This window comes from Prochlorococcus marinus str. MIT 1214 (assembly GCF_027359355.1).
Classification (GTDB): Bacteria; Cyanobacteriota; Cyanobacteriia; order PCC-6307; family Cyanobiaceae; genus Prochlorococcus_B; species Prochlorococcus_B marinus_F.
Genome location: NZ_CP114777.1, coordinates 1,631,725 through 1,655,903, shown reverse-complemented (window position 1 = coordinate 1,655,903; position 24,179 = coordinate 1,631,725). Strand labels below are relative to the sequence as shown.

At 35.2% G+C, this 24,179-nt stretch carries 24 protein-coding genes and 1 tRNA gene; 15 read left to right on the top strand and 10 right to left on the bottom strand.

Annotated elements, in window-relative coordinates; all coding sequences use genetic code 11:
* Positions 1-36 precede the first annotated feature (36 nt).
* The gene (ntcA, locus tag O5639_RS09080; RefSeq protein ID WP_269624213.1) at positions 37-768 is read right to left on the bottom strand and encodes a global nitrogen regulator NtcA; all 732 of its coding nucleotides are present in this window, start codon (positions 766-768) and stop codon (positions 37-39) included.
* Between the two features lie 310 nt (positions 769-1,078).
* Here ntcA and O5639_RS09075 point away from each other — a divergent pair, with 310 nt between their 5' ends.
* Genes O5639_RS09075 through thyX form a run of 3 tightly spaced genes read left to right on the top strand, consistent with a single transcriptional unit; the run spans position 1,079 to position 2,910 of the window.
* Positions 1,079-1,675 carry a cob(I)yrinic acid a,c-diamide adenosyltransferase gene (locus tag O5639_RS09075; protein WP_269624212.1) on the top strand — a complete coding sequence of 199 codons (597 nt, stop codon included), beginning with the start codon at positions 1,079-1,081 and terminating at the stop codon, positions 1,673-1,675.
* Positions 1,676-2,269: a dCTP deaminase gene (gene dcd, locus O5639_RS09070; protein ID WP_269624211.1), complete on the top strand. Its 594-nt coding sequence runs from the start codon at positions 1,676-1,678 to the stop codon at positions 2,267-2,269.
* 2 nt (positions 2,270-2,271) lie between these two features.
* A complete protein-coding gene (gene thyX, locus O5639_RS09065; protein ID WP_269624210.1) occupies positions 2,272-2,910 on the top strand; it encodes an FAD-dependent thymidylate synthase in 639 nt (212 codons plus the stop codon).
* Here the strand turns inward: thyX and O5639_RS09060 are convergent.
* Together O5639_RS09060 and trmB are read right to left on the bottom strand one after the other, a co-directional pair.
* Positions 2,907-3,455 (bottom strand): thioredoxin domain-containing protein, encoded by a 549-nt coding sequence (locus tag O5639_RS09060; RefSeq protein ID WP_269624209.1) that lies wholly within the window; start codon positions 3,453-3,455, stop codon positions 2,907-2,909. The two genes, thyX and O5639_RS09060, sit on opposite strands and share 4 nt — an antisense overlap.
* An 80-nt stretch (positions 3,456-3,535) precedes the next feature.
* On the bottom strand, positions 3,536-4,180 hold the full coding sequence (gene trmB / locus O5639_RS09055; RefSeq protein ID WP_269624208.1) for a tRNA (guanosine(46)-N7)-methyltransferase TrmB: 645 nt from the start codon (positions 4,178-4,180) through the stop codon (positions 3,536-3,538).
* Between the two features lie 277 nt (positions 4,181-4,457).
* Between trmB and O5639_RS09050 the strand changes: the two genes are divergently transcribed.
* Positions 4,458-5,069 carry a DUF3177 family protein gene (locus O5639_RS09050; RefSeq protein WP_269624207.1) on the top strand — a complete coding sequence of 204 codons (612 nt, stop codon included), beginning with the start codon at positions 4,458-4,460 and terminating at the stop codon, positions 5,067-5,069.
* 35 nt (positions 5,070-5,104) lie between these two features.
* Here the strand turns inward: O5639_RS09050 and ileS are convergent, their stop codons facing one another.
* Positions 5,105-8,008, bottom strand: coding sequence for an isoleucine--tRNA ligase (gene ileS, locus O5639_RS09045; protein WP_269624206.1), 2,904 nt, complete (start codon positions 8,006-8,008; stop codon positions 5,105-5,107).
* Positions 8,009-8,059: 51 nt separating this feature from the next.
* On the bottom strand, positions 8,060-8,578 hold the full coding sequence (locus O5639_RS09040; protein ID WP_269624205.1) for a hypothetical protein: 519 nt from the start codon (positions 8,576-8,578) through the stop codon (positions 8,060-8,062).
* A 202-nt stretch (positions 8,579-8,780) separates the two neighbouring features.
* Here O5639_RS09040 and O5639_RS09035 point away from each other — a divergent pair.
* Together O5639_RS09035 and crtR are read left to right on the top strand one after the other, a co-directional pair.
* Positions 8,781-8,863, top strand: a tRNA-Leu gene (locus tag O5639_RS09035).
* Between the two features lie 49 nt (positions 8,864-8,912).
* Complete coding sequence (gene crtR / locus O5639_RS09030; protein ID WP_269624204.1) at positions 8,913-9,947, top strand: beta-carotene hydroxylase; 1,035 nt, start codon at positions 8,913-8,915, stop codon at positions 9,945-9,947.
* A gap of 9 nt (positions 9,948-9,956) precedes the next feature.
* Here the strand turns inward: crtR and gatC are convergent, their stop codons facing one another.
* Positions 9,957-10,244: an Asp-tRNA(Asn)/Glu-tRNA(Gln) amidotransferase subunit GatC gene (gene gatC, locus O5639_RS09025; RefSeq protein ID WP_269624203.1), complete on the bottom strand. Its 288-nt coding sequence runs from the start codon at positions 10,242-10,244 to the stop codon at positions 9,957-9,959.
* A 254-nt stretch (positions 10,245-10,498) separates the two neighbouring features.
* Between gatC and O5639_RS09020 the strand changes: the two genes are divergently transcribed.
* Together O5639_RS09020 and O5639_RS09015 are read left to right on the top strand one after the other, a co-directional pair.
* A complete protein-coding gene (locus O5639_RS09020) occupies positions 10,499-11,068 on the top strand; it encodes a DNA-3-methyladenine glycosylase (protein WP_420063657.1) in 570 nt (189 codons plus the stop codon).
* Complete coding sequence (locus O5639_RS09015; protein WP_269624202.1) at positions 11,065-12,084, top strand: aspartate carbamoyltransferase catalytic subunit; 1,020 nt, start codon at positions 11,065-11,067, stop codon at positions 12,082-12,084. The genes O5639_RS09020 and O5639_RS09015 overlap by 4 nt, the downstream gene beginning before the upstream one ends.
* Before the next feature lie 6 nt (positions 12,085-12,090).
* On the opposite strand, the gene O5639_RS09010 is transcribed toward O5639_RS09015, so the two are convergent.
* A complete protein-coding gene (locus O5639_RS09010; protein WP_269624201.1) occupies positions 12,091-12,432 on the bottom strand; it encodes a DUF565 domain-containing protein in 342 nt (113 codons plus the stop codon).
* Positions 12,433-12,639: 207 nt separating this feature from the next.
* Here O5639_RS09010 and coaBC point away from each other — a divergent pair, with 207 nt between their 5' ends.
* The 5 genes from coaBC (at position 12,640) to O5639_RS08985 (ending at position 18,777) form a co-directional block, all read left to right on the top strand.
* The gene (coaBC, locus tag O5639_RS09005; protein ID WP_269624200.1) at positions 12,640-13,908 is read left to right on the top strand and encodes a bifunctional phosphopantothenoylcysteine decarboxylase/phosphopantothenate--cysteine ligase CoaBC; all 1,269 of its coding nucleotides are present in this window, start codon (positions 12,640-12,642) and stop codon (positions 13,906-13,908) included.
* A 217-nt stretch (positions 13,909-14,125) separates the two neighbouring features.
* Entirely contained in the window at positions 14,126-14,929 is an 804-nt protein-coding gene (locus O5639_RS09000) for a photosystem II manganese-stabilizing polypeptide (RefSeq protein WP_269624199.1), read from the top strand.
* Between the two features lie 132 nt (positions 14,930-15,061).
* Positions 15,062-16,234 carry a sulfate adenylyltransferase gene (gene sat, locus O5639_RS08995; RefSeq protein WP_269624198.1) on the top strand — a complete coding sequence of 391 codons (1,173 nt, stop codon included), beginning with the start codon at positions 15,062-15,064 and terminating at the stop codon, positions 16,232-16,234.
* A 43-nt stretch (positions 16,235-16,277) separates the two neighbouring features.
* The gene (ftsH, locus tag O5639_RS08990) at positions 16,278-18,125 is read left to right on the top strand and encodes an ATP-dependent zinc metalloprotease FtsH (RefSeq protein WP_269624197.1); all 1,848 of its coding nucleotides are present in this window, start codon (positions 16,278-16,280) and stop codon (positions 18,123-18,125) included.
* Positions 18,126-18,141: 16 nt separating this feature from the next.
* On the top strand, positions 18,142-18,777 hold the full coding sequence (locus tag O5639_RS08985; protein ID WP_269624196.1) for a bifunctional 4-hydroxy-2-oxoglutarate aldolase/2-dehydro-3-deoxy-phosphogluconate aldolase: 636 nt from the start codon (positions 18,142-18,144) through the stop codon (positions 18,775-18,777).
* Between the two features lie 58 nt (positions 18,778-18,835).
* Here the strand turns inward: O5639_RS08985 and aroC are convergent, their stop codons facing one another.
* The 3 genes from aroC to O5639_RS08970 all read right to left on the bottom strand — a co-directional run bounded on the left by aroC (position 18,836) and on the right by O5639_RS08970 (position 22,387).
* A complete protein-coding gene (gene aroC / locus O5639_RS08980) occupies positions 18,836-19,936 on the bottom strand; it encodes a chorismate synthase (RefSeq protein WP_269624195.1) in 1,101 nt (366 codons plus the stop codon).
* A 126-nt stretch (positions 19,937-20,062) separates the two neighbouring features.
* A complete protein-coding gene (gene psbA, locus O5639_RS08975; RefSeq protein ID WP_011294225.1) occupies positions 20,063-21,145 on the bottom strand; it encodes a photosystem II q(b) protein in 1,083 nt (360 codons plus the stop codon).
* Between the two features lie 324 nt (positions 21,146-21,469).
* Entirely contained in the window at positions 21,470-22,387 is a 918-nt protein-coding gene (locus O5639_RS08970) for an aspartoacylase (RefSeq protein WP_269624194.1), read from the bottom strand.
* A 42-nt stretch (positions 22,388-22,429) separates the two neighbouring features.
* Here O5639_RS08970 and O5639_RS08965 point away from each other — a divergent pair, with 42 nt between their 5' ends.
* Both O5639_RS08965 and O5639_RS08960 read left to right on the top strand, forming a co-directional pair.
* Positions 22,430-23,404: a glutathione S-transferase family protein gene (locus O5639_RS08965; protein ID WP_269624193.1), complete on the top strand. Its 975-nt coding sequence runs from the start codon at positions 22,430-22,432 to the stop codon at positions 23,402-23,404.
* Positions 23,405-23,413: 9 nt separating this feature from the next.
* A complete protein-coding gene (locus O5639_RS08960; RefSeq protein WP_269624192.1) occupies positions 23,414-24,073 on the top strand; it encodes a DUF2301 domain-containing membrane protein in 660 nt (219 codons plus the stop codon).
* Positions 24,074-24,179: the final 106 nt, after the last annotated feature.

Below are 24,179 nucleotides of genomic sequence, written 5' to 3'. Positions count from 1 at the left end.
TAATCAGACCTCCTAAACCTTAGTATGTAATGGACTTTAATTAAATCTTTTTGCTAAAGCTATTGGATCAAATATAGTTATTTTTTTTCTATCTATTGCTAATAATGAGGAGCTTTTCAACTCACCAAGTAGTCGTGTAATAGTTACTCTCGTCGAACCTATTGCTTCAGCAATAGCTTGATGAGAAAGTCTTAAGTCAATTGTTACTCCTTTTTCGCCAGGCACTCCAAAGTCCCTACACAAAACCAGCAAAAAGCTTGCAAGACGGGAGGACATATCTCTATGAGTTAATGTTTCAATCATCGTTTCAGTTTGAAGTACTCGACTTGATAAACCTTGTAAAAGAAGCAAACCAACAGAAGCATCTTCTTCAATTGCATTCCTTACTGATGTGGCCGGAGCAGAAACTAGTTCAACTCGAGTAAAAGCAACAGCATGATAAAAACGATCTGATCTATGTCCAGTCAATAAAGATAAAACTCCAAAAAGACTATTTTCTCTCAATAACGCAACTGTAATTTCTTCACCTGTTTCATAAACCCTGCTCAATCGAACTGCACCACGCCTTATTAAATAAACCCTTTCAGCAGGGTCGCCAGGAAAAAAAATGGTCTTTGACCTATCAACAACTTCAGTAGAAACACCCTCCAAAGATTTAATTACATCTAAGAGAGTTTTGTTGGGTGGCAAAGAAGATGATGAATTGCCACCCATCTGGCTATTTCTTTGTTGGTTGAAACGAGTAAAGCCACGATAAGAAGTGACCATATTTAATTTAATGTTCAGAGAAGGTTAATAAGTTGAGAAAAAACGATATGTAGCCATGGCGACTTTTTTGAAGCTAAGTTCCTAAAACCAAGCGTATGGTTACTTATAAATTCTATCTTTTAACCCTCAAAGGCTAAAAATGCTATCAAAAAGTATTAAAAGATACATTTTCTTCTTTGAATCACTTTTGCGATTTCAACTGTTATGACAACCAAGAATTATCATTTTATACACCACAGATAGTGTTGAGTTGGTTGATTAGAAATTTAATACCGCTAGATTGTCTTAAAGACATTCTTATAAGATCGAGATGAATGCACGAGTTAGCATTAATGCTGAACAGAGGGGTTCATCGCCGTCAAAAGAGAATTCTCTAAGGCCTATACCCATTAGAAAGCCTTTACAACTAGTTGCGACACAAGGTCAAGTTCAAATCCACACTTCTACTTTTAGAGGCAGTTTTTCTATTGTTCTAAGTGAAGCACTTAGATCTGCAGGGTTGGGAAGCCAGGTTTTAATAGCTCAATTCTTGAGAGGTGGAGTCAATCAAGGACCAAATGGGGCAATAAATCTTTGTGGGCGACTTGAGTGGCTAAGACCAGCAATTGAAACATGCTTACCAGAGCAAATATCGGAAGAACACTTATCTTTGAAAAGAAAGTATGAAGAAAAAGCTATCAAGGACCTTTGGGATTTTTGTAACGTGCGTTTAACCGAAAAAAAAATAGATAAAATAGTTCTTGATGAAATAGGAATGGCTATTAGCCTTGGTTTCATTGAAGAAAATGATTTAATTCTAATGATAAATAATCGACCATCATTCACAGATATTATTCTTACAGGACCATCAATCCCTCCTAAAGTAATTGAAATGGCTGATCAAATCACTGAATTACGCTGCAATTAAATGTTAAAAAACGATCGTTGGATTTCTGAACAGGCTTCATTAGGAATGCTTGAACCTTTTCAAGAAAAGTTAATAAGACATCTTGAGCCAGAGTCAGAAAAATCTCCTGTTTTAAGCTTTGGTTGTTCATCATATGGATATGATTTGCGTCTCTCCTCTAAAGAGTTTTTGATCTTCAGGCATGTCCCTGGAACAGTAATGAATCCGAAAAAATTTAATCCTGCCAATTTAGAACCTACAGATTTAAAAGAAGACGAGGATGGTAAATATTTTATTTTGCCTGCCCATTCTTACGGCCTTGGTGTTGCATTAGAAAAAATGAAAGTACCGCCAAATATTACTGTTATTTGCCTTGGGAAAAGCACCTACGCCCGTTTAGGAATAATAGTAAATACGACTCCTGCTGAAGCAAGCTGGGAAGGTCATTTAACCCTTGAATTCAGTAATAGCTCTGGCGCAGATTGCAGGATTTATGCTGATGAAGGAATCTGCCAATTGCTTTTCTTTGAAGGAGATCCTTGTGAAACAACTTACAGTGATAGAAAAGGCAAATATCAATACCAAAAAGAAAGAGTAACCCTAGCAAAAGTTTAAAAATGAGTTGTGTTCAATTAATAACTTCTACACCTGACGCTGAAAAAAGCATGGCGTACATCGCCAGAGTTAGCAATCCAAAGAATCAAGACAATGATGACTTTACTAAATTAATTGCATATTGCATTAAGAATGAACATTGGAGCGTATTTGAGCAAGCTTATATGACTTTGCAAATAGAAACTACTCGAGGAATTGCTGCCCAAATTTTAAGACATCGATCATTTACTTTTCAAGAGTTTTCGCAACGCTATGCGGACAGCAGACAATTAGGAGAAATTCCCATACCAGAATTAAGAAGGCAAGATAATAAAAATAGACAAAATTCTATTTCAGACTTATCGGAACAAATTATTAATACATTTAACAAAAAAATCAAAAGTCAATTTGATCAAAATAAAAAACTTTATGAAGAGATGCTAGAAGCTGGAATCGCCAAAGAATGTGCAAGATTTGTACTTCCACTTGCTACCCCAACCAGAATTTACATGACAGGATCATGCCGATCCTGGATTCATTACATCAATCTAAGAACTGGTCATGGAACACAAAAAGAGCATATGAATATTGCAAAAGAATGTAAAAATATTTTTTCAAAGGAATATCCTGTCGTTTCATCCGCTTTGAATTGGCTAAACTAACCATGATCTCTGGGTTCTTTTAATCTAATATTATTTTTAGAAATTAATTGAGTTGAATTTGATAAGTTAGTAAAAGATGGTAATTCAGATTTATTAATTAAAGCAAGAAAGATTTCATTAAGTTCATTGTATTTTCTAACTCCTAATGAAAATCCTTTAAATTCACCTTTATCATCAAAAAAAATTAATTTAGGAATACCGTTAACATCATATTTATCAATCAAATCAAACCACCTAGAATTATCAACATTAAGCAAAACTATATCTATCATATCTGAATTTAATTTTTCAGCATTAACCATATCTGGAGCCATTTCCTTGCAAGCTTCGCACCAATCCGCATAAAATTCAAATACAGTAGGTTTTCCATTTGACAAAGCTATATCTGGTTCAAGTGAGTTCTTAGCCAATTGGTCAAGCATTACATTAGCTTTAAACCCATCGCGAAAGAGGAACAATGAAACAACTAATAAAAGGCTGAGAAAAACTAAAAAAATTTTTTGAATGGAGCCTATTTCATTAGCTTCATTGGTTTTATCAATCATCAGAATTAATACTTTATACTTTTAATTATATGCATAAACTTTGAATTAAAACATATCCTATATCTTAATAATAAATTTACTTAATCAATGAATAATAGACTATTCCTAATATACATTACTCTGTAAATTGGAAAATTTTTCTTTAGAGAGAATAATTCTCTATCTGTATTAACATTATAAGGGTTCTTATCAATAAAGCTAAGATCTCCTAGATCTTTTCTATTAAAGTATCTACTTTTATCAATCGTATTAGTCATAGACTCAAAAAGTTTTAAAATATCACTTTGAATAAATATTTCACCATCCTTAATCATAGATTTAGCAATTGAGTTGATAAGATTTTTTTGTAAAACTCTCCTTTTGAAGTGTTTTCTTTTAAACCACGGGTCTGGAAATTGTATTGAAACTCTTTTTAATTGGCCATAGTCTAAATCTGATAACCATTCATCTAGACTGACATTCACATTACAAAATAGGAATTTTAAATTGTTTAAGTTTAATTTTATTCTTTTTTTTTCAGATAATCTAACAAGAGGTTCTCTTATCTCAAGCCCAACAAAATTCCAGTCAGAGTTTTTTATTGCTAATTCCATAAGGAATTCACCTTTCGCAGATCCAATATCTAAATGAATTGGATTATGAGATTTCTTAAAAAGAACATTCTTACTTGGAAGTGATAATGGTAACTGAAAAAATTGACTTAGAGGATTTACATGTTGTCTCACAGAATTGAACTGGATATCAATAAATCAGTTTCTTATATTAGCAAGTTAATTGATCTTTTCAAAACAGAGTATAAACACCAACCAATTTATAAATTTTTTACTTAGAGTCTAATAATTAATTGACTTGAGTAGATAGATAATCATTAATCAATCTATGAGCTGAATTGGATGCAAAGACTAAGAAGGTCTTCAAATATATAGAAAACACTTTAATCATTAAGATTAATCATAAAAAGAATACATTAAGGTTGATAATACATCTGAATGTGATTTTTTTTTGACTGAAACTCAATTCCAAATTTTAGTTTGGCTCTCATATCGAATTGCGGCTACCTTCGCATTTGGACTCCCATTATACCTATTGATTTGGGCAAAAATTTCGAATTTAAGATCTATTGATCGACTTTTATCAATTTACTGGAAAGTTTCTAGTCTTTATGCGATAAACCTTTTATTCCTTAGTGTTGAAAGCCAGTTGGGGCAATTAATCTCATTCATTGCACCAATACTGATGGTCGGTTCTATTTGGTTTTGGTTTGATCTCAATGAAGAAATTGATGAAATGCCTTCTTATAAACCCATTGCTTTAACTACACGAATTTGGCGATGGACTTTATCTTTTTGGTCCCTATTAAATACTGGACTACATCTATTTAGTTGGAGATGCTTAAATTCAATTAATGAGAGCTATTGTGATACTTGGAGAGAAATTCCATTTCATTCTTTCATGACAACAAAAACAATAATAAAATTTGTTTTAGACGGTAATTGGAGCATAGGATTTGCTACATTTTTTGCATATTTAGCTCTTATATTATATTTAATAGGTTTACTTCAATGGTTAATTATCCAATTGCCAAAGAATGGTCGTTTCGCCGGTAAATTTTAAAACTCATAACTTTAATATTAAATGTTAATTCCTATTTAAATAGCTAAAACTATTTTTTCGCACCTTTTACAAATATTAGGATGTTGTTTATTATTGCTCATCTCAATTTCATAATGCCAGCATCTTTCACATTTAAATCCTTTAGCTTTAGCAATGTCGACGGAAGCGATATCATTATCCTCACTAACTAAAACTTCAGCCCAAGGCTCACCACCAATTTGGAGAGATGAAACAAGGAACCAATCTCTCAAGACATCAACCTTATTAGATTCTCCTTGAGATAACCATTCGATAGCATCTTTCACTTTTTCATCAGAGGTATCAACTCTTACTGAGGCTTCTAAAGAAGAACCTAGTTCCTGATTATTTCGACAGCTCTCCAACATACGATTAATAACTGTTCTAAGTTTGCGGAGTTCAGCTACATGAACATTAAGACTATTATTTCGCCATAATTCCGAAACCTTAGGCCATCCTCTTTGAAAGACTGAGTCTTCCTCTAAGCTATATGGAATATTTTGCCAAATATCCTCTGCCATATGACATAAAACAGGTGCAATTAATCCAGATATTTTCTCAATAAGCAAGGATAAAACCGTCTGACAACTTCTTCTCCTGAATTCAGATCTAGAGCTCACATACAACCTATCTTTTGCAATATCTAAGTAAAAATTGGATAGGTCAACTACACAAAAATTCTGAATTGTTTGGAAGAATTTCGAGAATTCAAAATTAGAGTATGCATCTGTTATTTCATCTATTACTTCAGCTGTTCTATTCAACATCCATTTATCTAATAAAGGCAATTCTGAAATCTCTATGGCGTCAGTTTTATAATCAAAATCATATAGGTTTCCTAATAGATACCTAGATGTATTTCTAACCTTACGATAAACATCAGAAATTTGCTTAAGTATATTTGATCCAATAGGAACATCTGCAGAATAATCAACAGAACTAACCCAAAGCCTTAACACATCAGCTCCATAAGCAGGGTCTACTTTTTTATTTGAACCACCATTAATTATAACTAAAGGGTCAATAATATTTCCTAAGGATTTACTCATTTTTCTGCCATTCTCATCTAATGCAAAACCATGTGTAAGGACCTTTTTGAAAGGTGCATGTTCATTTACTGCTACCGAAGTTAATAAAGAGGACTGAAACCAACCCCTGTGCTGATCTGATCCCTCCAAATACAAATCTGCTGGATAATTTAAACTTTCTTTCTTAGAAATAACTGAAGACCAACTAGAGCCAGAGTCAAACCAAACATCCATAGTATCAGTACCTTTTTGCCATCGATCTGCCTCATTTACATACGAAGGAGGTAATAGCTGAGACACTTCATATTCCCACCAAATATCTGCTCCATGGATAGAAAATAAGTCAGCTATGTGAGCAATGGTTTCTTTATTTAGCAAAATTTGATTTCCATCTTTTTCATAAAATACTGGTATTGGTACTCCCCAAGTTCTTTGTCGAGAAATACACCAATCCCCTCTTTCTCTAACCATAGAATCAATTCTATTTTTTCCAGATTCAGGTAGCCAAATAACATCTTCTATTGCAGAAAGTGCTTTATCCCTAAATCCTTCAACAGAAGCGAACCATTGTTCTGTAGCTCTAAAAATAGTTGGTTTTTTAGTTCTCCAATCATAAGGATACTTATGTTCATATGGAATTTCTTTAAGTAAAGATCCAGTACTAATGAGATCTTTTATTATAACAATGTTAGCGTCTTTTAATACATTTAGGCCTTCAAATTTTCCAGCTTCCTTAGTCAGAAAACCTTTTGCATCAACTGGGCAAGAAATTGGTAACTTATATTTTTTACCAGTATTAAAGTCATCAACACCATGACCTGGAGCAGTATGCACTAGTCCAGTACCTGAGTCAGTTGTAATATAATCTCCTCCTAAAACAACAGGGCTTCTTTTATCAAATAAAGGGTGTTTATATATAATTCCATCTAATATTGATCCTTTTATTAATACCCTTTTCTCATAATTAATTCCCACACTCTCAGATACTTCATCCAAAAGATCATTAGCAGTAATTATCAATAGGCCATCAGCACTTTGTGCTATTACATAATCTAATTTTTGGTTAACAGATATGGCCTCATTTGCAGGAATTGTCCAGGGGGTGGTAGTCCAAATAACAAGTTTAACTTCTTTTATTTGTCCTTCAGAATTAAATAGATCTGGAGCTTGCTTTGAAATTTCTTGAGTTAATGTTCTTGGAATTTGATCAACTTTAAATCCCACATAAATACTTTTGCTAACATGACCGATCGGATATTCTAATTCGGCTTCGGCCAAAGCTGTTTGAGAACTTGGACTCCAATGAACTGGTTTTAGACCTCGATATATATATCCTTTAAAGACCATTTGGCCAAACAACTTGATCTGAGAGGCTTCAAACTTTTTGTCTAAACTTAAATATGGTTGATCCCAATCCCCCCATATTCCCCATCTTTTAAAACCATCCATTTGTTGGGAAACTTGCTTTTTTGCATAAGCAGCTGCTTTTTTTCTCAACTTAATAGGGGTTAATTCGGCTCGTTGTTTTTTATCCATTGCTTGTAGAACTTTCAATTCAATAGGCAATCCATGGCAATCCCATCCAGGTATATAACAAACTTTTTTTCCTTTCATTATTTGAAATTTATTGATTATGTCCTTAAGTACTTTGTTTAGAGCATGACCCATATGAAGCGTCCCATTTGCATATGGTGGGCCGTCATGCAACGTAAAAGTCTCTCCAGAATTCTTTAAGCCTAATTCAAAATCTATCTTTTTTTCACTCCAAAAAGCTTGCAACTCAGGTTCTCTTAGAGTTGCATTTGCCCTCATCCCAAAATTAGTCTGCAAAAGGTTGAGAGTGTCTTTGTAAGTGGGACGATCCTTTTGAGAATCTTTATTGACATTATTCACTTTGAGAAATATTCATTAGTCATCATGGTTGCCTGAGGCCTTTTAACCTTATCAAGAAGTTTCTTCGTTTTCAGAGAATTCTTTATTTCTGAGCTTATTGGAATCAATTGATCCAGATCGATCAACTACTTTCTTCTTAACTTCTTCTTGCAATTCTGGATGAACCCATTTTTTTTCTTTTAAAGGTTTTTCAGATTTTGTAGTGAAGCCTTTAAACAAATTTAAAAAGCCATTACCCATTAAGGCAAAACTTTGACCGAGCTGTTTAAAAGATTCAAACCATCTTTTAAACGATCCAATCCGCTTTTTTTCTTCAGAACTTAATTGGTACCATCTGTTTTGAATAATTTCTAAAATCATTTTTCCATACAAAATTGCCATAGAAATAACAAGTAAATTTATTGAGCCTTTTAAAAGATCATTCTCTACTAAAAGAAATAATCCTAAAAATAAAAAAAGTCCGCCCATCAACCAATCCCTAGGCCTACTTAATTCCACAAGCATTAAAGGTAAAGCCAATATCAAAAGCCCAACAAAAAGGAATAAGTATCCAGAAATAGAAACAACCATATTTTTCTCAATATGAGTTTATTTTGTAGTGAAGGCGCTGATTAAACAACTAAAAATCATGCGTCAAAAAAAGAGATTTTCAAACTTCTCATATACAAATCTGAAAATCACATAAACTTTTTCACCTTCACGAATCAAAAATAGTCTTTAAATAGCCATCAATGAGCTGCTAGAATTAACTGACAATCGGTCAAAGCCTTTGGCCCACCTGGCGGAATTGGTAGACGCGCTGGTTTTAGGTACCAGTGACTTTATGTCGTGGGAGTTCAAGTCTCCCGGTGGGCATTTTTTAATTAAGCTGTACTAGCTCATTTAATCTCAATCACATCAAGTAATGACCCAGTGCTTATCGAGGTCTGACAAAAATAAGGCAACGGAAAAACTGAAGTCATTACGCGACTGGCAAAATGAGATCCAAGAATATCTTGATCCTCCTAAGCCTTTAAACGTAACTTTAGGTCTTTTCTTTGGTGGATATTTTCTTGCAATTCTTACTGTTTGGCAGTGGTATCAGGGGAACTGGCCGTTACCAATTTTGGTCGCATTGGCTTATTTAGCTCTTCATATGGAAGGGACCGTTATTCATGATGCCTGTCACAATGCTGCCCATCCAAATAAATGGATCAATCAATTCATGGGTCATGGATCAGCCATATTACTAGGTTTTAGTTTCCCAGTATTCACAAGAGTTCATCTAGAGCATCACAAATACGTTAATGACCCAAAAAACGACCCCGATCACATAGTTAGCACTTTTGGTCCTATTTGGTTAATTGCTCCAAGATTTTTTTACCATGAATATTTTTTCTTTGAGCGAAAACTTTGGAGAAAGTTTGAACTAATGCAATGGGGAATTGAGAGAGGAATCTTTATTTGCATCATAATTGCAGGAGTTAAATATAATTTTATGAATGTTATTTATAATTTATGGTTCGGACCAGCATTAATGGTTGGAGTGACTTTAGGAATATTTTTTGATTATCTACCACATCGACCTTTTGATTCTAGGAATAGATGGAGAAATGCAAGAGTTTATCCAAGTAAATTAATGAACTTACTAATAATGGGACAAAATTATCATTTAGTTCATCATTTATGGCCCTCTATTCCATGGTTTGAATATAAGCCAGCTTACGAGGCCACAAAACCACTTTTAGATCAAAAAGGTTCACCTCAAAGAATGGGGATTTTTGAAAGTAAAAAAGATAGTCTAAATTTTATTTATGATGTTTTTTTTGGAATTAGAAGTCACAAAGAAAGCCGAAGTAATATGAGAACAATGGCAAGAATATTACCAAAAAATAATTGGAGAAAAAAATATATAAAATTAATCCATAAAACAAGAATTAGAACAGAAAGTAAAAGATAATTACAAAATTCAAAGTATTTTCGGAACCCTAAAAAAATCACCTTCCCTATGAGGTGCTTGATTAAGAAGATCTTCTCTTGAACAATTAACTTCAACTAAATCCTCTCTCATTGCATTAACCACCTCTACAGCTCTAGTAGTTGGAAGGATATTGTCAGTATCTATTTCTTTCAGTTGATCAACATATGAAAGTATTTCTTCTAGTTGATCTGTATACGTTTCTATTTGATCTTCTGGAAGTTCTAAACGAGCTAACTTTGCAACCTTACGGACATCAGATGAAGAGATTTTAGTCATTTTTATGTTAGAAAATTAAGAAGATAATTAGATAATGAGAAGGAGGCCTTATTAGTAAAAGATCTAGGACTTTCCTCTAGAAGAATAAGTTCGTGCACCATTCTGCCATCTGAATGCCTTTTAGGAAATCCTAAGTGTTAGTAGATTGATCCACAAGATAGAGAAATCTATTATTCAGTCAGTAATATGAATTAAAAAGGAATAGTAAGCAAATCTCACTTCTTACAAGAGAATTCTTCTCAAGGCCATCTCATTTGGTCGCGCCTAACCTAATTGGCTGTTTTTTAATTAAGCGTATATCAAAAAACAGCTATCTTTCTGGCGTAATTGTTGAAACCGAGGCTTATTCTCAAGAAGAAGCCTCATGCCATGGTTTCTCAGGAAGAACTCAAAGGAACGAAACCCTCTTTGGTGAACCTGGCAACTTTTATATATATCTTTCATACGGCATTAATAGTTGCGTAAATATTGTTACCGGAAAGAAAAACTGGGCAAATGGCGTACTTCTTCGATCTATAGCGATAAAAGGAGAAAACGAAAGAATTGCTTCTGGGCCAGGATTATTGGCAAAAAGATTTGGATTAAATAGGAATTTTGATAATTTACCCTTGTCACCTGCAAATGATTTTTGGTTAAAAGAGGGAGAAAACATAACAAGAATGGGAAATATTGTTCAGACCACAAGAATTGGCATTTCGCAAGCTAAAGATATACCTTGGCGTTGGTACCTTCAAAGTAGTAGAAGTGTTAGCAAAAGGGTTAAAGGAGATAGAATTCCACCAAAAAATAAGTGTTGGTCACCATCCACATTTGAGGGATTATGAATAATTGGAAACATAATCACATTCTTGATCTATCTACGTTTTCTCTGGAGGATTACAACACAGTTTTAAAACTAACAACAAGATTTAAAGATGTCCATAAATCAAGCTCTCGAAAACTTCCCGCGCTTCAAGGGAGATTAATCGCCAACTTATTTTTCGAGCCAAGTACAAGAACAAGAACAAGCTTTGAACTTGCAGCGAAGAGACTATCTGCTGATGTTCAAAATTTTTCTGTATCAGCAAGTTCTCTAAGCAAAGGAGAAACTCCTTTAGACACGATTCTCACTTACATCTCAATGGGCGCTGATATCTTAGTAATTAGGCATGAATCAACAAATGTGCCCGCAGAATTGGCTAATTACGTAGACATAAATAACATCAATACATCCATTCTTAATGCCGGTGATGGATTTCATAGCCATCCAAGTCAAGGTCTTTTGGATCTATTTACACTTGCTACTTTCTTTAATCCAAGCGAACCATCAACTAATAGTCTTTTAAATAAAAAGATCACAATAGTTGGAGATATTCTTCATTCTAGAGTTGCCAGATCAAACCTTTGGGCTCTTACTGCATGTGGGGCTGAGGTAACACTATGTGGACCTCCAAGCCTTCTTCCAAATGAATTCGTTGATTTTGTTCTCAATCCCCCCCCAGGGCAAAGATTAGATCCAATCAACAAGAGAGGATCAGTTTTGATCGAAAGATCACTAAAAGATGCATTAAAAAATACTGATGCAGTTATGACACTTCGATTACAGAAAGAGAGAATGAAGCAAAATATGCTTACTGATCTTGATAGTTATTTTTCACAATATGGAATAACACATGAAAGCTTACAATGGTGTGACAAGAAAGTTCCTGTTCTTCATCCTGGGCCAGTGAATAGAGGAATAGAAATAAGCAGTCAATTAGTGGAAGACAATTCAATCAATCTTATAAGTAAGCAAGTAGAAAATGGTATTCCAATAAGAATGGCTTTGTTGTATTTACTGGGGTTAAATCAAAAAAATTAATTATATTTATAAGAGTTTCAAACCCTCGGAAAAGAGTCCATATGCTAATCCTATTCTAAACATATCAAAAAGCCTAACCAGTATTATTTGTTTTTTAGACTTTAGAAAAATAAATCTAGCTTTAATTAGTATCTCCAAAAATATTAATGCAATAAATGCTCCAACAGGATCCATCAACGCTAGTACACCATTAATCATACCTAGAGAACTACCTATTAAAAAACCTATCAAAAAAATTATTGCTAACAATGAATACCTTCTCCATGGATTTATCGCCCAATTTGCTAACCTGTCAACAAAAAGTGTGGATGACTTATATAAAAATGTTTTCTGTATTCTTGGAGCCATAAGAGAAAAGATAAAAAATTAACTCAGAATTTTTTCATTAGACAAATCACTAACATAAATATAATAAATGAAAGATCTAATAAAGCAAAAATAAATTATTTACATAAGAGATTTAAAAATCAGATTTCTTATAATATGAAATATCCACATTATTTAAAATTTGAGAAATATCTTTTAAAGGTCTATTTGATATAAAATAAAAATATCATGAATAATCTAACCTCTTTATCTGGAAAAAAAATATTAGTTGCTGTCACAGGAAGTATTGCAGCTGTTAAAGCTCCTATTTTAGTTAGTCGCCTAATTAAAGCCGGAGTAGAAGTCAAATGCGTAATAACGCAAAGTGCATCTAAGTTAGTTAGTCCGTTATCTTTATCTACTTTAAGCAGAAATAAATGTTATCAAGATAAAGATCAGTGGGATGACTCTCAAACCAAGCCTTTGCATATTGCTTTGGCTGAATGGGCAGAGCTCATTATTGTTGCACCTTTGAGCGCCACCTCTTTATCCAAATTTACCAGTGGAAATGGTGAGGGACTTTTAGCGAGCATTCTCTTAGCTAGTAAATCTCAAATGGTTTTTGCTGCTGCAATGAACACTTCAATGTGGGAAAATCAATCAGTAAAAAAGAATTGGAATTACGTAAAGACTATTGACCAAGTGATTAGCCTAGAACCTAGCGAGGGACTTTTAGCTTGCGACAGGATTGGTGATGGGAAAATGGTTAATTTAGATATTATTGAATTAGCTTCTGAAAGTGCATTTATTTTCAACGTAGAAAAAAAATTCCTCACCAAAGATCTAAAAAACATAAGATTTCTCGTTTCAGCTGGTCCTACAGTCGAAGATCTTGATGCCGCAAGACAATTAACAAATCGAAGTAGTGGAATGATGGGAGTTTTGATAGCGCAAGCTGCAAAGTTAAGAGGGGCAGAAGTCGATTTAGTGCATGGTCCAATAAGCGTCCAAGAAGATCTTCTTGAAGGAATTAATACATATCCAGTGAGAAGCTCATCAGAAATGGGTGAAAAGATTGATGATTTACAACCATCTGCTCAAGTCATTGTTATGGCTGCAGCAATATCAGATTTCAAAAAAAATAGTCCAAGTGAGCAAAAAATCTCTAAAGAATTTTTTTTAAAGTCCATTTTTGATGATTTAGAAATGACTCCAGACCTAATAAAAAATCAAACGAGAAAAAAATTAGAAAATCAAATTTTCCTCGGTTTTGCTGCTGAAACAGGAAGTGATAATGAAATCATTGAAAAGGGTAAGAAAAAAATGGTTTTAAAAGGTTGTGACCTTCTCATGGCAAATCCCATTGATAGAGCTGGGCAAGGATTTAATAAAAACTTCAATAGTGGTTTTTTGCTAGGCCCAAAGAAAATGGTCAAAAACTTACCTTTCTCAACAAAACTTGCAATATCCCATCAACTTTTAGATGAAATTCGAAATATAAAATCGACAATTTATTGATTTTTTCCGAATTTGTTTTTTTCCAAAAATTAGAGTCTTAACGCCAACAATGGCTGCTGCAAAAGGGTTTTGAATGAAATCTGAGCACCAAATCTGATAAAGCAAAAGCTACGGGTTGTATAGAGCTGTCAAATGCTTGTGATAAGAAGTATTTGACACCTGTAATATCCCAACTGAATTATTTGGGCGGTTTCGACCGCAGTCATCTAGCCCTCTCATGCGATTTCGTCCTCTGCTGGCTTTGATGCTGGCTTTTTGTCTCACCTTTACAACTCTCCCATCAAGCGCATCTGCAGCTTTAAAAGGGCGCGAGCAAGGTAATGCTCGTTTTGGCAATGTTGTTAATACTGGCCAAGCTGATGCTTGCACTGTTTTACCAGCGGGGTCATCGGGTTCTATTAATGCTGATGGTCAATTTAAAAGCTTATGCCTTCAGCCAACAGAAGTTTCAGTAAAACTTCCAGCTAACAAGCGAAACAAATCTGATTTTGCGATAGCAAAAATTATCAGTCCTCGCTTCAATACAAGTCTGGATGAAGTTTATGGAGATCTTTCTGGAGGGAAATTCACTGAAAAAGGTGGTATTGACTTCTCTCTCATTACAGTTCTAGCTCCGAATGGAGAGGAATTTCCTTTTGCCTTCTCTGTTAAAGAGATGGTTGCTGAATCCAAAAAAGGAAAATCAATTGAACCAGGAGCAGAATTTTCAGGTCCAACAACAACTCCAAGTTATAGATCTGCAGACTTTCTTGATCCAAAGAGTCGAGCTAAATCAACTGGTGTTGAATATGCTCAAGCTCTCATTGCTCGTGGTGGTGATGATGAGGATCTTGCAAGGGAAAATGTTAAAGATGATCTAGGCGGCAAAGGTGAAATAACACTTACTGTCGATAGTGTTGATGAAGACACTGATGAATTTGGCGGCCAGTTTGTTGCTATCCAACCTTCAGACAATGACCTTGGATCAAAAGATCCTGTTGATATCAAAATTAAGGGTATCTTCTATGGTCGCAAAGCCTAAAAAATAACCATCTTAATCAATTAAAAAAAGGGGGGTAAAACCCCCTTTTTTTTTTTGGCTGGATTTAATGAAAACAATTTCTAAAATATGGGCCCTTTATCTGGGAGAATTTGCCGGTTACTTTAAGGGAAAATGACTAGCAAGCAAAGCTCTAATAAAAATCTCGAAGGTTTGATCAAACCCTATGGCGGAGAACTTATAAACCTTATGGCTTCTAATCAAGAAGCAAAAGATTTAAACAAAAATTCTTTTAAAACTTTAAAGTGCTCAGATAGAAATGCTTGTGATATTGAACTTCTTTTGATTGGTGCTTTTTCTCCATTGAATGGCTTCATGAGTGAGAAAAATTACAATTCAGTTGTTCAACAAAATCGACTCGAATCAGGCTTGCTTTTTGGTTTGCCAATTGTGATGGATACAGATAGAGAAGATATAAAACCAGGAGATTCAGTTTTACTCAATTACCAAGATCAAGAACTAGCAATTTTGGAAGTACAAGAAAAATGGACCCCTGACAAAGTTATTGAGGCCAAATTTTGCTATGGAACAACTTCTTTGGAACATCCTGCTGTAAGAATGATCTCCATGGAGAGGAAAAAATATTATTTAGGGGGCTCAATAAAAGGCCTAGAATTACCTAAAAGAGTTTTTACCTGCCAAACTCCTTCTCAAGTAAGAAAAAACCTTCCTTCGGGAGAAGATGTAGTTGCATTCCAGTGTAGGAATCCAATTCATAGAGCCCATTATGAGCTTTTCACAAGAGCATTACAAGCCAATAATGTCAGTGAAAATGGGGTTGTTCTTGTTCATCCAACTTGTGGACCAACTCAAGAAGATGACATCCCTGGATCAGTAAGGTTTCAAACCTATGAAAAACTTGCTTCTGAAGTAAATAATCCAAAAATTAGGTGGTCATATCTTCCTTATTCGATGCATATGGCTGGGCCAAGAGAAGCTCTACAGCACATGATTATCAGAAGGAATTATGGGTGCACTCATTTCATCATCGGAAGAGACATGGCTGGCTGCAAGTCATCTCTCAGCGGAGAAGATTTTTATGGACCATATGATGCTCAAAATTTTGCAAACGAGTGCTGCGAAGAATTAGAAATGCAAACAGTTCCATCTTTAAATCTTGTATTTACTGAGGAGGAAGGCTACGTAACCGCTGATTATGCTAAAGAAAAAGGTTTACACATAAAAAAATTGAGCGGCACTCAATTCAGGAAAATGCTTAGGAGTGGAGAAGAAATTCCTGAATGGTTTGCATTTAAAAGCGTCGTTGATGTACTAAGAGCCGCATAGTTGGACCTAATACTATTAAACTCTTAAAAGATATAGAAGAACATTGAACAAACGCTGGAGAAACATTGGTCTTTATGTCCTAATTGTTGTAGTAGTGATTTTTGTTGGAAGTGCTTTTTTCGATAAGCCAAGTCCTATAAAAGCATCTAGAACACTTAGGTATAGTGACTTCATAGAAGCTGTTCAAGAAAGACAGGTAAGCAGAGTACTAATATCTCCAGATAAAGGTACAGCTCAAATTGTTGAAAGTGATGGGAACAGAGCTTTAGTTAATTTGGCTCCTGATCAAGAATTACTTCAACTATTAACTGATAACGACGTTGATATTGCTGTACAACCAACTACTCAAGCAAATCCACTGCAGCAAGCCGCTAGTAGCCTAATTTTCCCAATACTTTTATTAGGAGGCCTATTTTTTCTATTTAGAAGAGCTGGCTCTGGTGGTGGTGGAAATCCCGCAATGAGTTTTGGAAAGAGTAAAGCAAGACTTCAAATGGAGCCAGAAACTAAGATTACTTTTGGAGACGTTGCTGGTATTGAAGGAGCAAAGCTTGAACTTACTGAAGTAGTTGATTTTCTAAAAAACCCTGATCGCTTTACAGCTGTCGGTGCGAAAATTCCTAAAGGTGTTTTATTAGTTGGTCCTCCAGGTACAGGTAAAACTTTGCTTGCAAAGGCAGTAGCAGGTGAAGCTTCAGTTCCCTTCTTTTCCATATCTGGTTCTGAGTTTGTAGAAATGTTTGTTGGAGTTGGTGCCAGCAGAGTTAGAGATCTTTTTGAACAAGCTAAAAAGAATGCACCCTGCATAGTTTTTATTGATGAAATAGATGCTGTAGGTCGTCAGCGAGGAGCAGGCCTTGGAGGAGGTAATGATGAAAGAGAGCAAACGCTAAATCAGCTACTAACAGAAATGGATGGGTTTGAAGGGAATTCAGGAATAATTATTGTTGCCGCAACTAATAGACCTGACGTGCTCGACTCAGCACTCATGCGACCAGGAAGATTCGATAGGCAGGTAACCGTAGATAGGCCTGATTATGCAGGAAGATTGCAAATACTTAAAGTACATGCAAGAAGTAAAACTCTTTCCAAAGGAGTTGATCTTGATCAAGTAGCTAGGAGAACACCTGGTTTTACTGGGGCAGATTTAGCAAACCTTTTAAATGAAGCTGCGATATTAGCTGCTAGAAAAGAGCTAACAGAAGTCAGTAACGAAGAGATAGGTGCTGCAATTGAGAGAATCATGGTTGGGCCCGAGAAGAAAGACACAGTCATTAGTGAAAAGCGTAAAAGGCTAGTTGCCTATCATGAGGCTGGTCATGCAGTAGTTGGTGCTGTAATGCCCGATTATGACCCTGTACAAAAGATCTCAATCATTCCAAGAGGGCAGGCTGGAGGCTTAACTTTTTTCACGCCTAGTGAAGAGAGAATGGAATCTGGTCTTTATTCAAGGTCTTATCTTCAAAATCAAATGGCTGTTGCTCTAGGAGGAAGAGTTGCAGAAGAAATTATTTACGGAGAAGATGAGGTGACTACTGGTGCATCAAATGATTTAAAGCAAGTAGCTTCAGTTGCAAGGCAAATGATTACTAAATTTGGCATGAGTGACAAGTTAGGACCTGTAGCTCTTGGACGATCACAAGGTGGGATGTTCCTTGGAAGAGATATCTCTGCAGAAAGAGATTTTTCTGAAGATACAGCTGCAACTATTGATTCAGAAGTCTCAATACTTGTTGAAATTGCATATGAAAGAGCTAAAAAGGCATTAAATGAAAATCGTCAAGTACTTGAAGAGTTAACAGCAATGCTTATGGAAACTGAAACCGTTGATTCTCTTGAATTCCAGGATTTATTAATTCGCCATGAAGTCAAAGTTGCTGAGTATGCATAATTTGAAAATATAATTTTTGGAAGTTAAACAAAATAATTTAATAAATTCTCTGAAAATACAGCCTCTTGTAGTTGTAATTAGACTGGAAAGTCATTTTTTTAATATCTCAAAAAAAAGAGAAAATTTACTATTAAAAATCGAAAATCTCTCTAATTATGGTATAAAAAATATTGAGATAGGATGGGATTCAAATCCAGAATGGGTAAATTTGATATCAGAAATAAAAAAGAATTTTCAGTCAATTAATATTGGTGCTGCTTCAATTTCATCAGAACAAGCTTTAGACACAATTCTTCCATTAAATCTAAATTATTCCATGAGTCCCTACTTTAACAAAGAAATTCATCTTCAAGCAATCAAATACAACCAATTACTCATTCCAGGGATCTCTAATATTGAAAATTTCAAAGAAGCTATCAACCTAGGATATAAAATAATAAAAATCTTTCCTGTATCAAAATTGGGAATTAACTTTGTGAACGAATTACAAGAATTGAAAAAAAAAGATATTTTTTTTATTGGTGCCGGTGGAATTAAAAGTCAAAACTTAAAAAAATTACTACAAAGTGGATATGATGCATTGGTTCTTGGGAGAGAATTACGCAATCAAATACCTGACAAAGATCTAGAGATATGGCTCAAAGATTATTAATAATCGATTTTTAAAATCAAAAATTAATTCCTTATTGAGGTTTTAGCGGAGGAGATGATTAATCCTTTGAACAATAGTCAGTACATTGGCCTTGCTGTCTAAGTAAATGATCAGCCAAAACAAGAGCAACCATTGCTTCAACCATTGGTACTGCCCTTGGCAAAACACAAGGATCATGTCTTCCTGTTGCCTTAAGAGTTGTGGCGTTACCATCTTCATCAATTGTTTTTTGACTTTTCCTAATCGTTGCTGTTGGTTTAAATCCAACTCTCAAGACTATATTCTCACCATTAGTAATACCTCCTTGAATTCCTCCTGAATTATTTGTAGCAGTTTTCAATTGATCAGAATCCGATGGCAAAAAAGGATCATTATGTTCGCTTCCTTTCAGATAAGTACCTCCGAAACCAGAGCCTACCTCAAAGCCTTTAGTGGCAGGCAAAGACATTAATGCCTTTGCTAAATCAGCTTCTAACTTATCAAAAACAGGCATACCAAGGCCTACTGGCGGATTTCGAACAACACATTCTATTACTCCGCCACAAGAGTCTCCTTCTTTACCAAAAGCCTCCACTCTCTCAATCATTAAACTTGCAGCTGTTTGGTTGGGGCACCGAACAATATTTTTCTCAATATCATCAAAAGTAACTTCACTGGGTTGAATATCAGCTTCAATATCATGAATCCTTTTTACCCAAGCGAGTATTTGCGTATTAGAAGACTGAAGGAGGAGTTGCTTTGCGACAGAACCAGCGGCGACTCTACCTATCGTCTCTCTGGCGGACGCTCGCCCTCCGCCACTTAAAGCCTGAATTCCATATTTTTTCTGATAAGTAGCATCCGCATGGGATGGTCTAAAAGTTTTTTTAATCTCTGAATAATCCTTCGGCCTATGATCTTTATTTCTTACAAGCATCGCAATTGGCGTCCCTAAGGTTTTGTTCCCTAAGAGACCACTTAGAATTTCAACCTCATCACTTTCCTTTCTTGGAGTAGTGATTTTGCTTTGTCCTGGTCTTCTTCGATTGAGCTCATTTTGTATTTGATTGATATCAAGCTTCAACCTTGGTGGACAGCCATCAATAATTACACCAACACCTCCACCATGGGATTCACCAAAGGTGCTGATAATAAAAAGTTTTCCGAAACTACTTCCCATAAATAAACCTATCTACAAAATGTTAATCAATACTTGATAAAAAACAAACCAATCAGCAAATGTATAGAGCAAAAAGGCAAAAAAAAAGCCCTCTAAAAGAGGGCTTTAAAAAATCAAGTTAAAGACTTAACCGATTGCAGGTGCAACAAGAGCTACAGAAGTAGACTCAGCAGCTGCTAGGTCAAGTGGGAAGTTGTGAGCATTACGCTCGTGCATTACTTCCATACCAAGGTTTGCACGGTTAAGTACATCACCCCAGGTTGGTACAACCTTGCCTGAAGTATCAACTACAGACTGGTTGAAGTTGAAACCGTTCAAGTTGAACGCCATGGTGCAGATGCCCATAGATGTCAACCAAACACAAATCACTGGCCATGAAGCCAAGAAGAAGTGAAGGCTACGGCTGTTGTTGAAGCTTGCATATTGGAAGATCAAACGACCGAAGTAGCCATGAGCTGCAACGATGTTGTATGTCTCTTCTTCTTGTCCAAACTTGTAACCGTAGTTCTGTGAATCAAGTCCTGTGGTCTCACGGATAAGTGATGAAGTAACCAAAGAACCGTGCATTGCAGAGAACAAAGCACCACCGAACATACCTGCTACACCAGCCATGTGGAATGGGTGCATCAAGATGTTGTGCTCAGCCTGGAAAACGAACATGAAGTTGAATGTTCCAGAAATTCCTAGAGGCATACCATCAGAGAATGAACCCTGACCGAATGGGTAAACAAGGAATACAGCGAAAGCTGCTGATACAGGAGCTGAGTAAGCAACACAGATCCATGGGCGCATACCTAAACGGTATGAAAGCTCCCACTGACGTCCCATGTATGCAGAGATACCGATAAGGAAGTGGAAGATTACAAGCTGGTAAGGGCCACCGTTATATAGCCACTCATCAAGAGTTGCTGCTTCCCAGATTGGGTAGAAGTGAAGGCCGATAGCGTTACTTGAAGGAACAACAGCACCAGAAATGATGTTGTTTCCATACATGAATGAACCAGCTACTGGCTCACGGATACCGTCGATATCAACTGGAGGAGCAGCGATAAATGCAACGATGAAACAAGTTGTTGCCGCAAGAAGACAAGGGATCATCAATACACCGAACCAACCGACATAGATACGGTTGTTGGTAGAAGTAACCCACTCGCAGAATTGTGGCCAACCTTTGAGCAACGAAGAACGTTGCTGCTGAATGGTGGTCATGAGGACGAATGTATATGTCCCTAACGGGACGAGTAAATAAGAGCAGCTAATTAGACTGCCAGCAGTGATATTAAATGAGAATGATCCTTTCTGTGGCCAATATGTAGGACAATTTATGAAGAGAATCAGTAAGCTGAACTTAATGCGCACTCAAGAGGGCTTAAGATTCTTTTAAGATTTAACCTCTGAGGTCTCGAATTTGGTTCTAATCAAGTGGCTGATTAACGGGCATAGGGGTGAAGACAGAGTCCCTTTGTGTGATGCGCGACACAGAAAATATGAATTAGAGGCAAAAGGGGCGGTTGTTTATTGGAGCGAGAGAACTTATTTCTGATGTACTAGATCAATAAGTGATTGTTTCCATTCTTTTTTACAATCCCATAATTCTCTTTTAGTAAAGCTCATAGCGATGTTTTTTTCCACATACGCTGCTTCATTAATAAAAACAGGCACGTAAGGTTCTTCTTCTTCAAATCCAATTATTTCTCCATTTAATTTAAAAAACAATTCATCGTTTTTCTTCAATTCCTGCCAATCCTTTGATTGTCTTAGAGAATGAACATATCCATCAATATTGCCTTGTTCATCTCTTGGAAAATCAATGCTTTTAATATGCCTATGAATTATTAACTTTTCAGGGGGATAGAAAGTTAAGTTCTGAACTTGATGAATTTGTTCCATAAAAGCCTCAAGAATCAATTTTGTTTGCGAAATAATTCTTGAATTCAAAAGGCCCTGTCCTATAGGGCCAATTTCAATAACAAGTCCACAAGGCCAAGATTCAACTAAAAAACCTGTTTGTTTTTGATCAGATTCATGAATATATATTGGTAAGCCTAATTGATTTTGAATTAAAGCAGCCAGAGCTAAATCTGCATCTCTTCTGCCATAAACAACCAAACAACTTCCCATGGAAGCTGTTGTCGTATGGAAGTCTAATGCTATTTGACAGGGGTTTTCTCCTTCCTCTCCGTAAAGATTGACTAATTCATTTGCTCTATTTCCCTCAAAATTTGAAGAACTAATAGATAGCATTGATTCTTCTTGGAAACTCCTATTCAAATCTTGGTGGATGTATCTTTTTCCAGCCTTTTGCGCTTCTGGATTTCCAATTACCTTAAAAGTTTTAATTCCGTGAGTATTGATTAAAAAAGGTGATTTTTTCCATTGATCGAAAAGAAAAATACCGTTTATCTCATTACCATGTGTACCAGCCACTAGAAGCACCTGTAGCTGCATCATCAATAAAAAATTAATTTATACTTATAAGCTTAAAAGGAATTCATGGCTACACCACCAATACTTGTTAAAGCAGCTAAAGAAATTTGGAATTGCGAATGGAAGATTTTGATGAATGGGCTTGGACCTTCAGATTCTCAAGGGAACTACAAGAGGCCTAAGAACGTCCAACCAAAAATTCAAATCCCCACCAAAGATGATTTAGAAAATAGAGATATGGATCAAATGCCATATTTGATTGTTGGCAAAAGTTGTCCCTGGGCTCACAGGGTATGGATAATACATAAAATAAAAGGTTTAAAAGCTACTATTAATCTAAATATCGCTCAAGTGAACACCTCTAGCGGTAGATGGATATTTCAACCCAAGCTAAAAGGATGCAAAACACTTCAAGATCTATATAAAAAATGTAATAACTACCAAATCAAAAGAGCTACTGTACCAATGTTATTTGATCCAGGTAAAGAGGCTAAATCAAAATTCAGAATAATAAATAATGAAAGCGCTGACCTATTAGAGATTCTAAACAAATGGCCTGTAAATACTAATAATATGGACCTCAATCCCAAAATACATCATAAAAAAATATTGAATTGGCAGAATCTAATTCAAGAAAATATTAATAATGGAGTTTATAAATGTGGATTTGCAAGAAACCAAAAAGCTTATGAAAAAGCATCTAAAGATTTGTTCTCAACTCTTAATATTATCGAAGAGAGTCTTAAGTTAAATGGGCCTTGGCTATGTGGAGAAGATTTAACAATTGCCGATATAAGGCTGTTTCCTACTCTAATCAGATGGGAATCTGTTTATGAGCCACTATTCAAGTGCAGCAAGCAGCCAATTAAATCATTTTCAAATATAATAAAATGGAGAAAAACTATTTTTAATTTATACAATATTGAAGAAACATGTAATGCAGATACTTGGAGAAAAGATTATTTTGGAGCTTTATTTCCATTAAATCCAAGTAGTATTATTCCACAAGGTGAAAGTATAAGAAAAATTGTCAATCAGTAATTATCAAACATGAAAACATTAAATTCCTATCTTCAACCTTCAAATTCAATTAAAGGAGTTTATGGGGATTTCATAGTAACTTCTAACGATAAAAAAGAAGTTATATTTTACCGATTATCAATTTTATTCTGCGGATTATTCTTTTCAATAGGAATAGCTCAATGGTATGCAAATGGATCTGATCAAATATGGGTTTGGCTAATTGGCATGTTAATAAGTACGGGATTTAGTCTTAAGTGGATTCACATATATTTAAGACCTTTACATCAAATACTAACAATTTTCTGGGGACTAGGTTGTATTGGATTTTTAATACTTTCATATCATTTTGGAGTAACAAATCTCATCGATGGTATTAGAGAAAATCCAAAATCGATATTACTTATAGGTCCACTTTTTGCCTCTTTAACGGGGATTGGTTTCAAAGAGTTTTTTTGTTTTAGAAGAATTGAAGCAATAGGTATAACGATCTTTATTCCAATTGCTTTAACTGGATATTTAACTGAATTAGCTAATGAAAGTTTTACTTTTACAATGCTAGTGGTGTCGTCCTTTCTATTGCTAATATTGGGAATAAGAAAATTCAACCTACCAGCAGAGGCAGATATAGGAGATAAGAGCGTTTTTGATTTTTTAGAAATCCAAAGGAAGCTAAAAGCATCTCAATAGTTTAGAAAACCAACCAATTATCAATTCAAGGAAGCAACTTAAAAAATATCCCTTTTGGAGGTCTTAAGTCAGGAAATGGTGAGGAAATCCAACCAAATTTACAAAC

Coding starts and splice junctions, on each gene's coding strand:
- ntcA (WP_269624213.1), bottom strand. CDS start 768: ATGGTCACTTCTTATCGTGGCTTTACTCGTTTCAACCAACAAAGAAAT.
- O5639_RS09075 (WP_269624212.1), top strand. CDS start 1,079: ATGAATGCACGAGTTAGCATTAATGCTGAACAGAGGGGTTCATCGCCG.
- dcd (WP_269624211.1), top strand. CDS start 1,676: ATGTTAAAAAACGATCGTTGGATTTCTGAACAGGCTTCATTAGGAATG.
- thyX (WP_269624210.1), top strand. CDS start 2,272: ATGAGTTGTGTTCAATTAATAACTTCTACACCTGACGCTGAAAAAAGC.
- O5639_RS09060 (WP_269624209.1), bottom strand. CDS start 3,455: ATGATTGATAAAACCAATGAAGCTAATGAAATAGGCTCCATTCAAAAA.
- O5639_RS09040 (WP_269624205.1), bottom strand. CDS start 8,578: ATGGTTGTTTCTATTTCTGGATACTTATTCCTTTTTGTTGGGCTTTTG.
- crtR (WP_269624204.1), top strand. CDS start 8,913: ATGACCCAGTGCTTATCGAGGTCTGACAAAAATAAGGCAACGGAAAAA.
- gatC (WP_269624203.1), bottom strand. CDS start 10,244: ATGACTAAAATCTCTTCATCTGATGTCCGTAAGGTTGCAAAGTTAGCT.
- O5639_RS09015 (WP_269624202.1), top strand. CDS start 11,065: ATGAATAATTGGAAACATAATCACATTCTTGATCTATCTACGTTTTCT.
- O5639_RS09010 (WP_269624201.1), bottom strand. CDS start 12,432: ATGGCTCCAAGAATACAGAAAACATTTTTATATAAGTCATCCACACTT.
- coaBC (WP_269624200.1), top strand. CDS start 12,640: ATGAATAATCTAACCTCTTTATCTGGAAAAAAAATATTAGTTGCTGTC.
- O5639_RS09000 (WP_269624199.1), top strand. CDS start 14,126: ATGCGATTTCGTCCTCTGCTGGCTTTGATGCTGGCTTTTTGTCTCACC.
- sat (WP_269624198.1), top strand. CDS start 15,062: ATGACTAGCAAGCAAAGCTCTAATAAAAATCTCGAAGGTTTGATCAAA.
- aroC (WP_269624195.1), bottom strand. CDS start 19,936: ATGGGAAGTAGTTTCGGAAAACTTTTTATTATCAGCACCTTTGGTGAA.
- psbA (WP_011294225.1), bottom strand. CDS start 21,145: ATGACCACCATTCAGCAGCAACGTTCTTCGTTGCTCAAAGGTTGGCCA.
- O5639_RS08970 (WP_269624194.1), bottom strand. CDS start 22,387: ATGATGCAGCTACAGGTGCTTCTAGTGGCTGGTACACATGGTAATGAG.
- O5639_RS08965 (WP_269624193.1), top strand. CDS start 22,430: ATGGCTACACCACCAATACTTGTTAAAGCAGCTAAAGAAATTTGGAAT.
- O5639_RS08960 (WP_269624192.1), top strand. CDS start 23,414: ATGAAAACATTAAATTCCTATCTTCAACCTTCAAATTCAATTAAAGGA.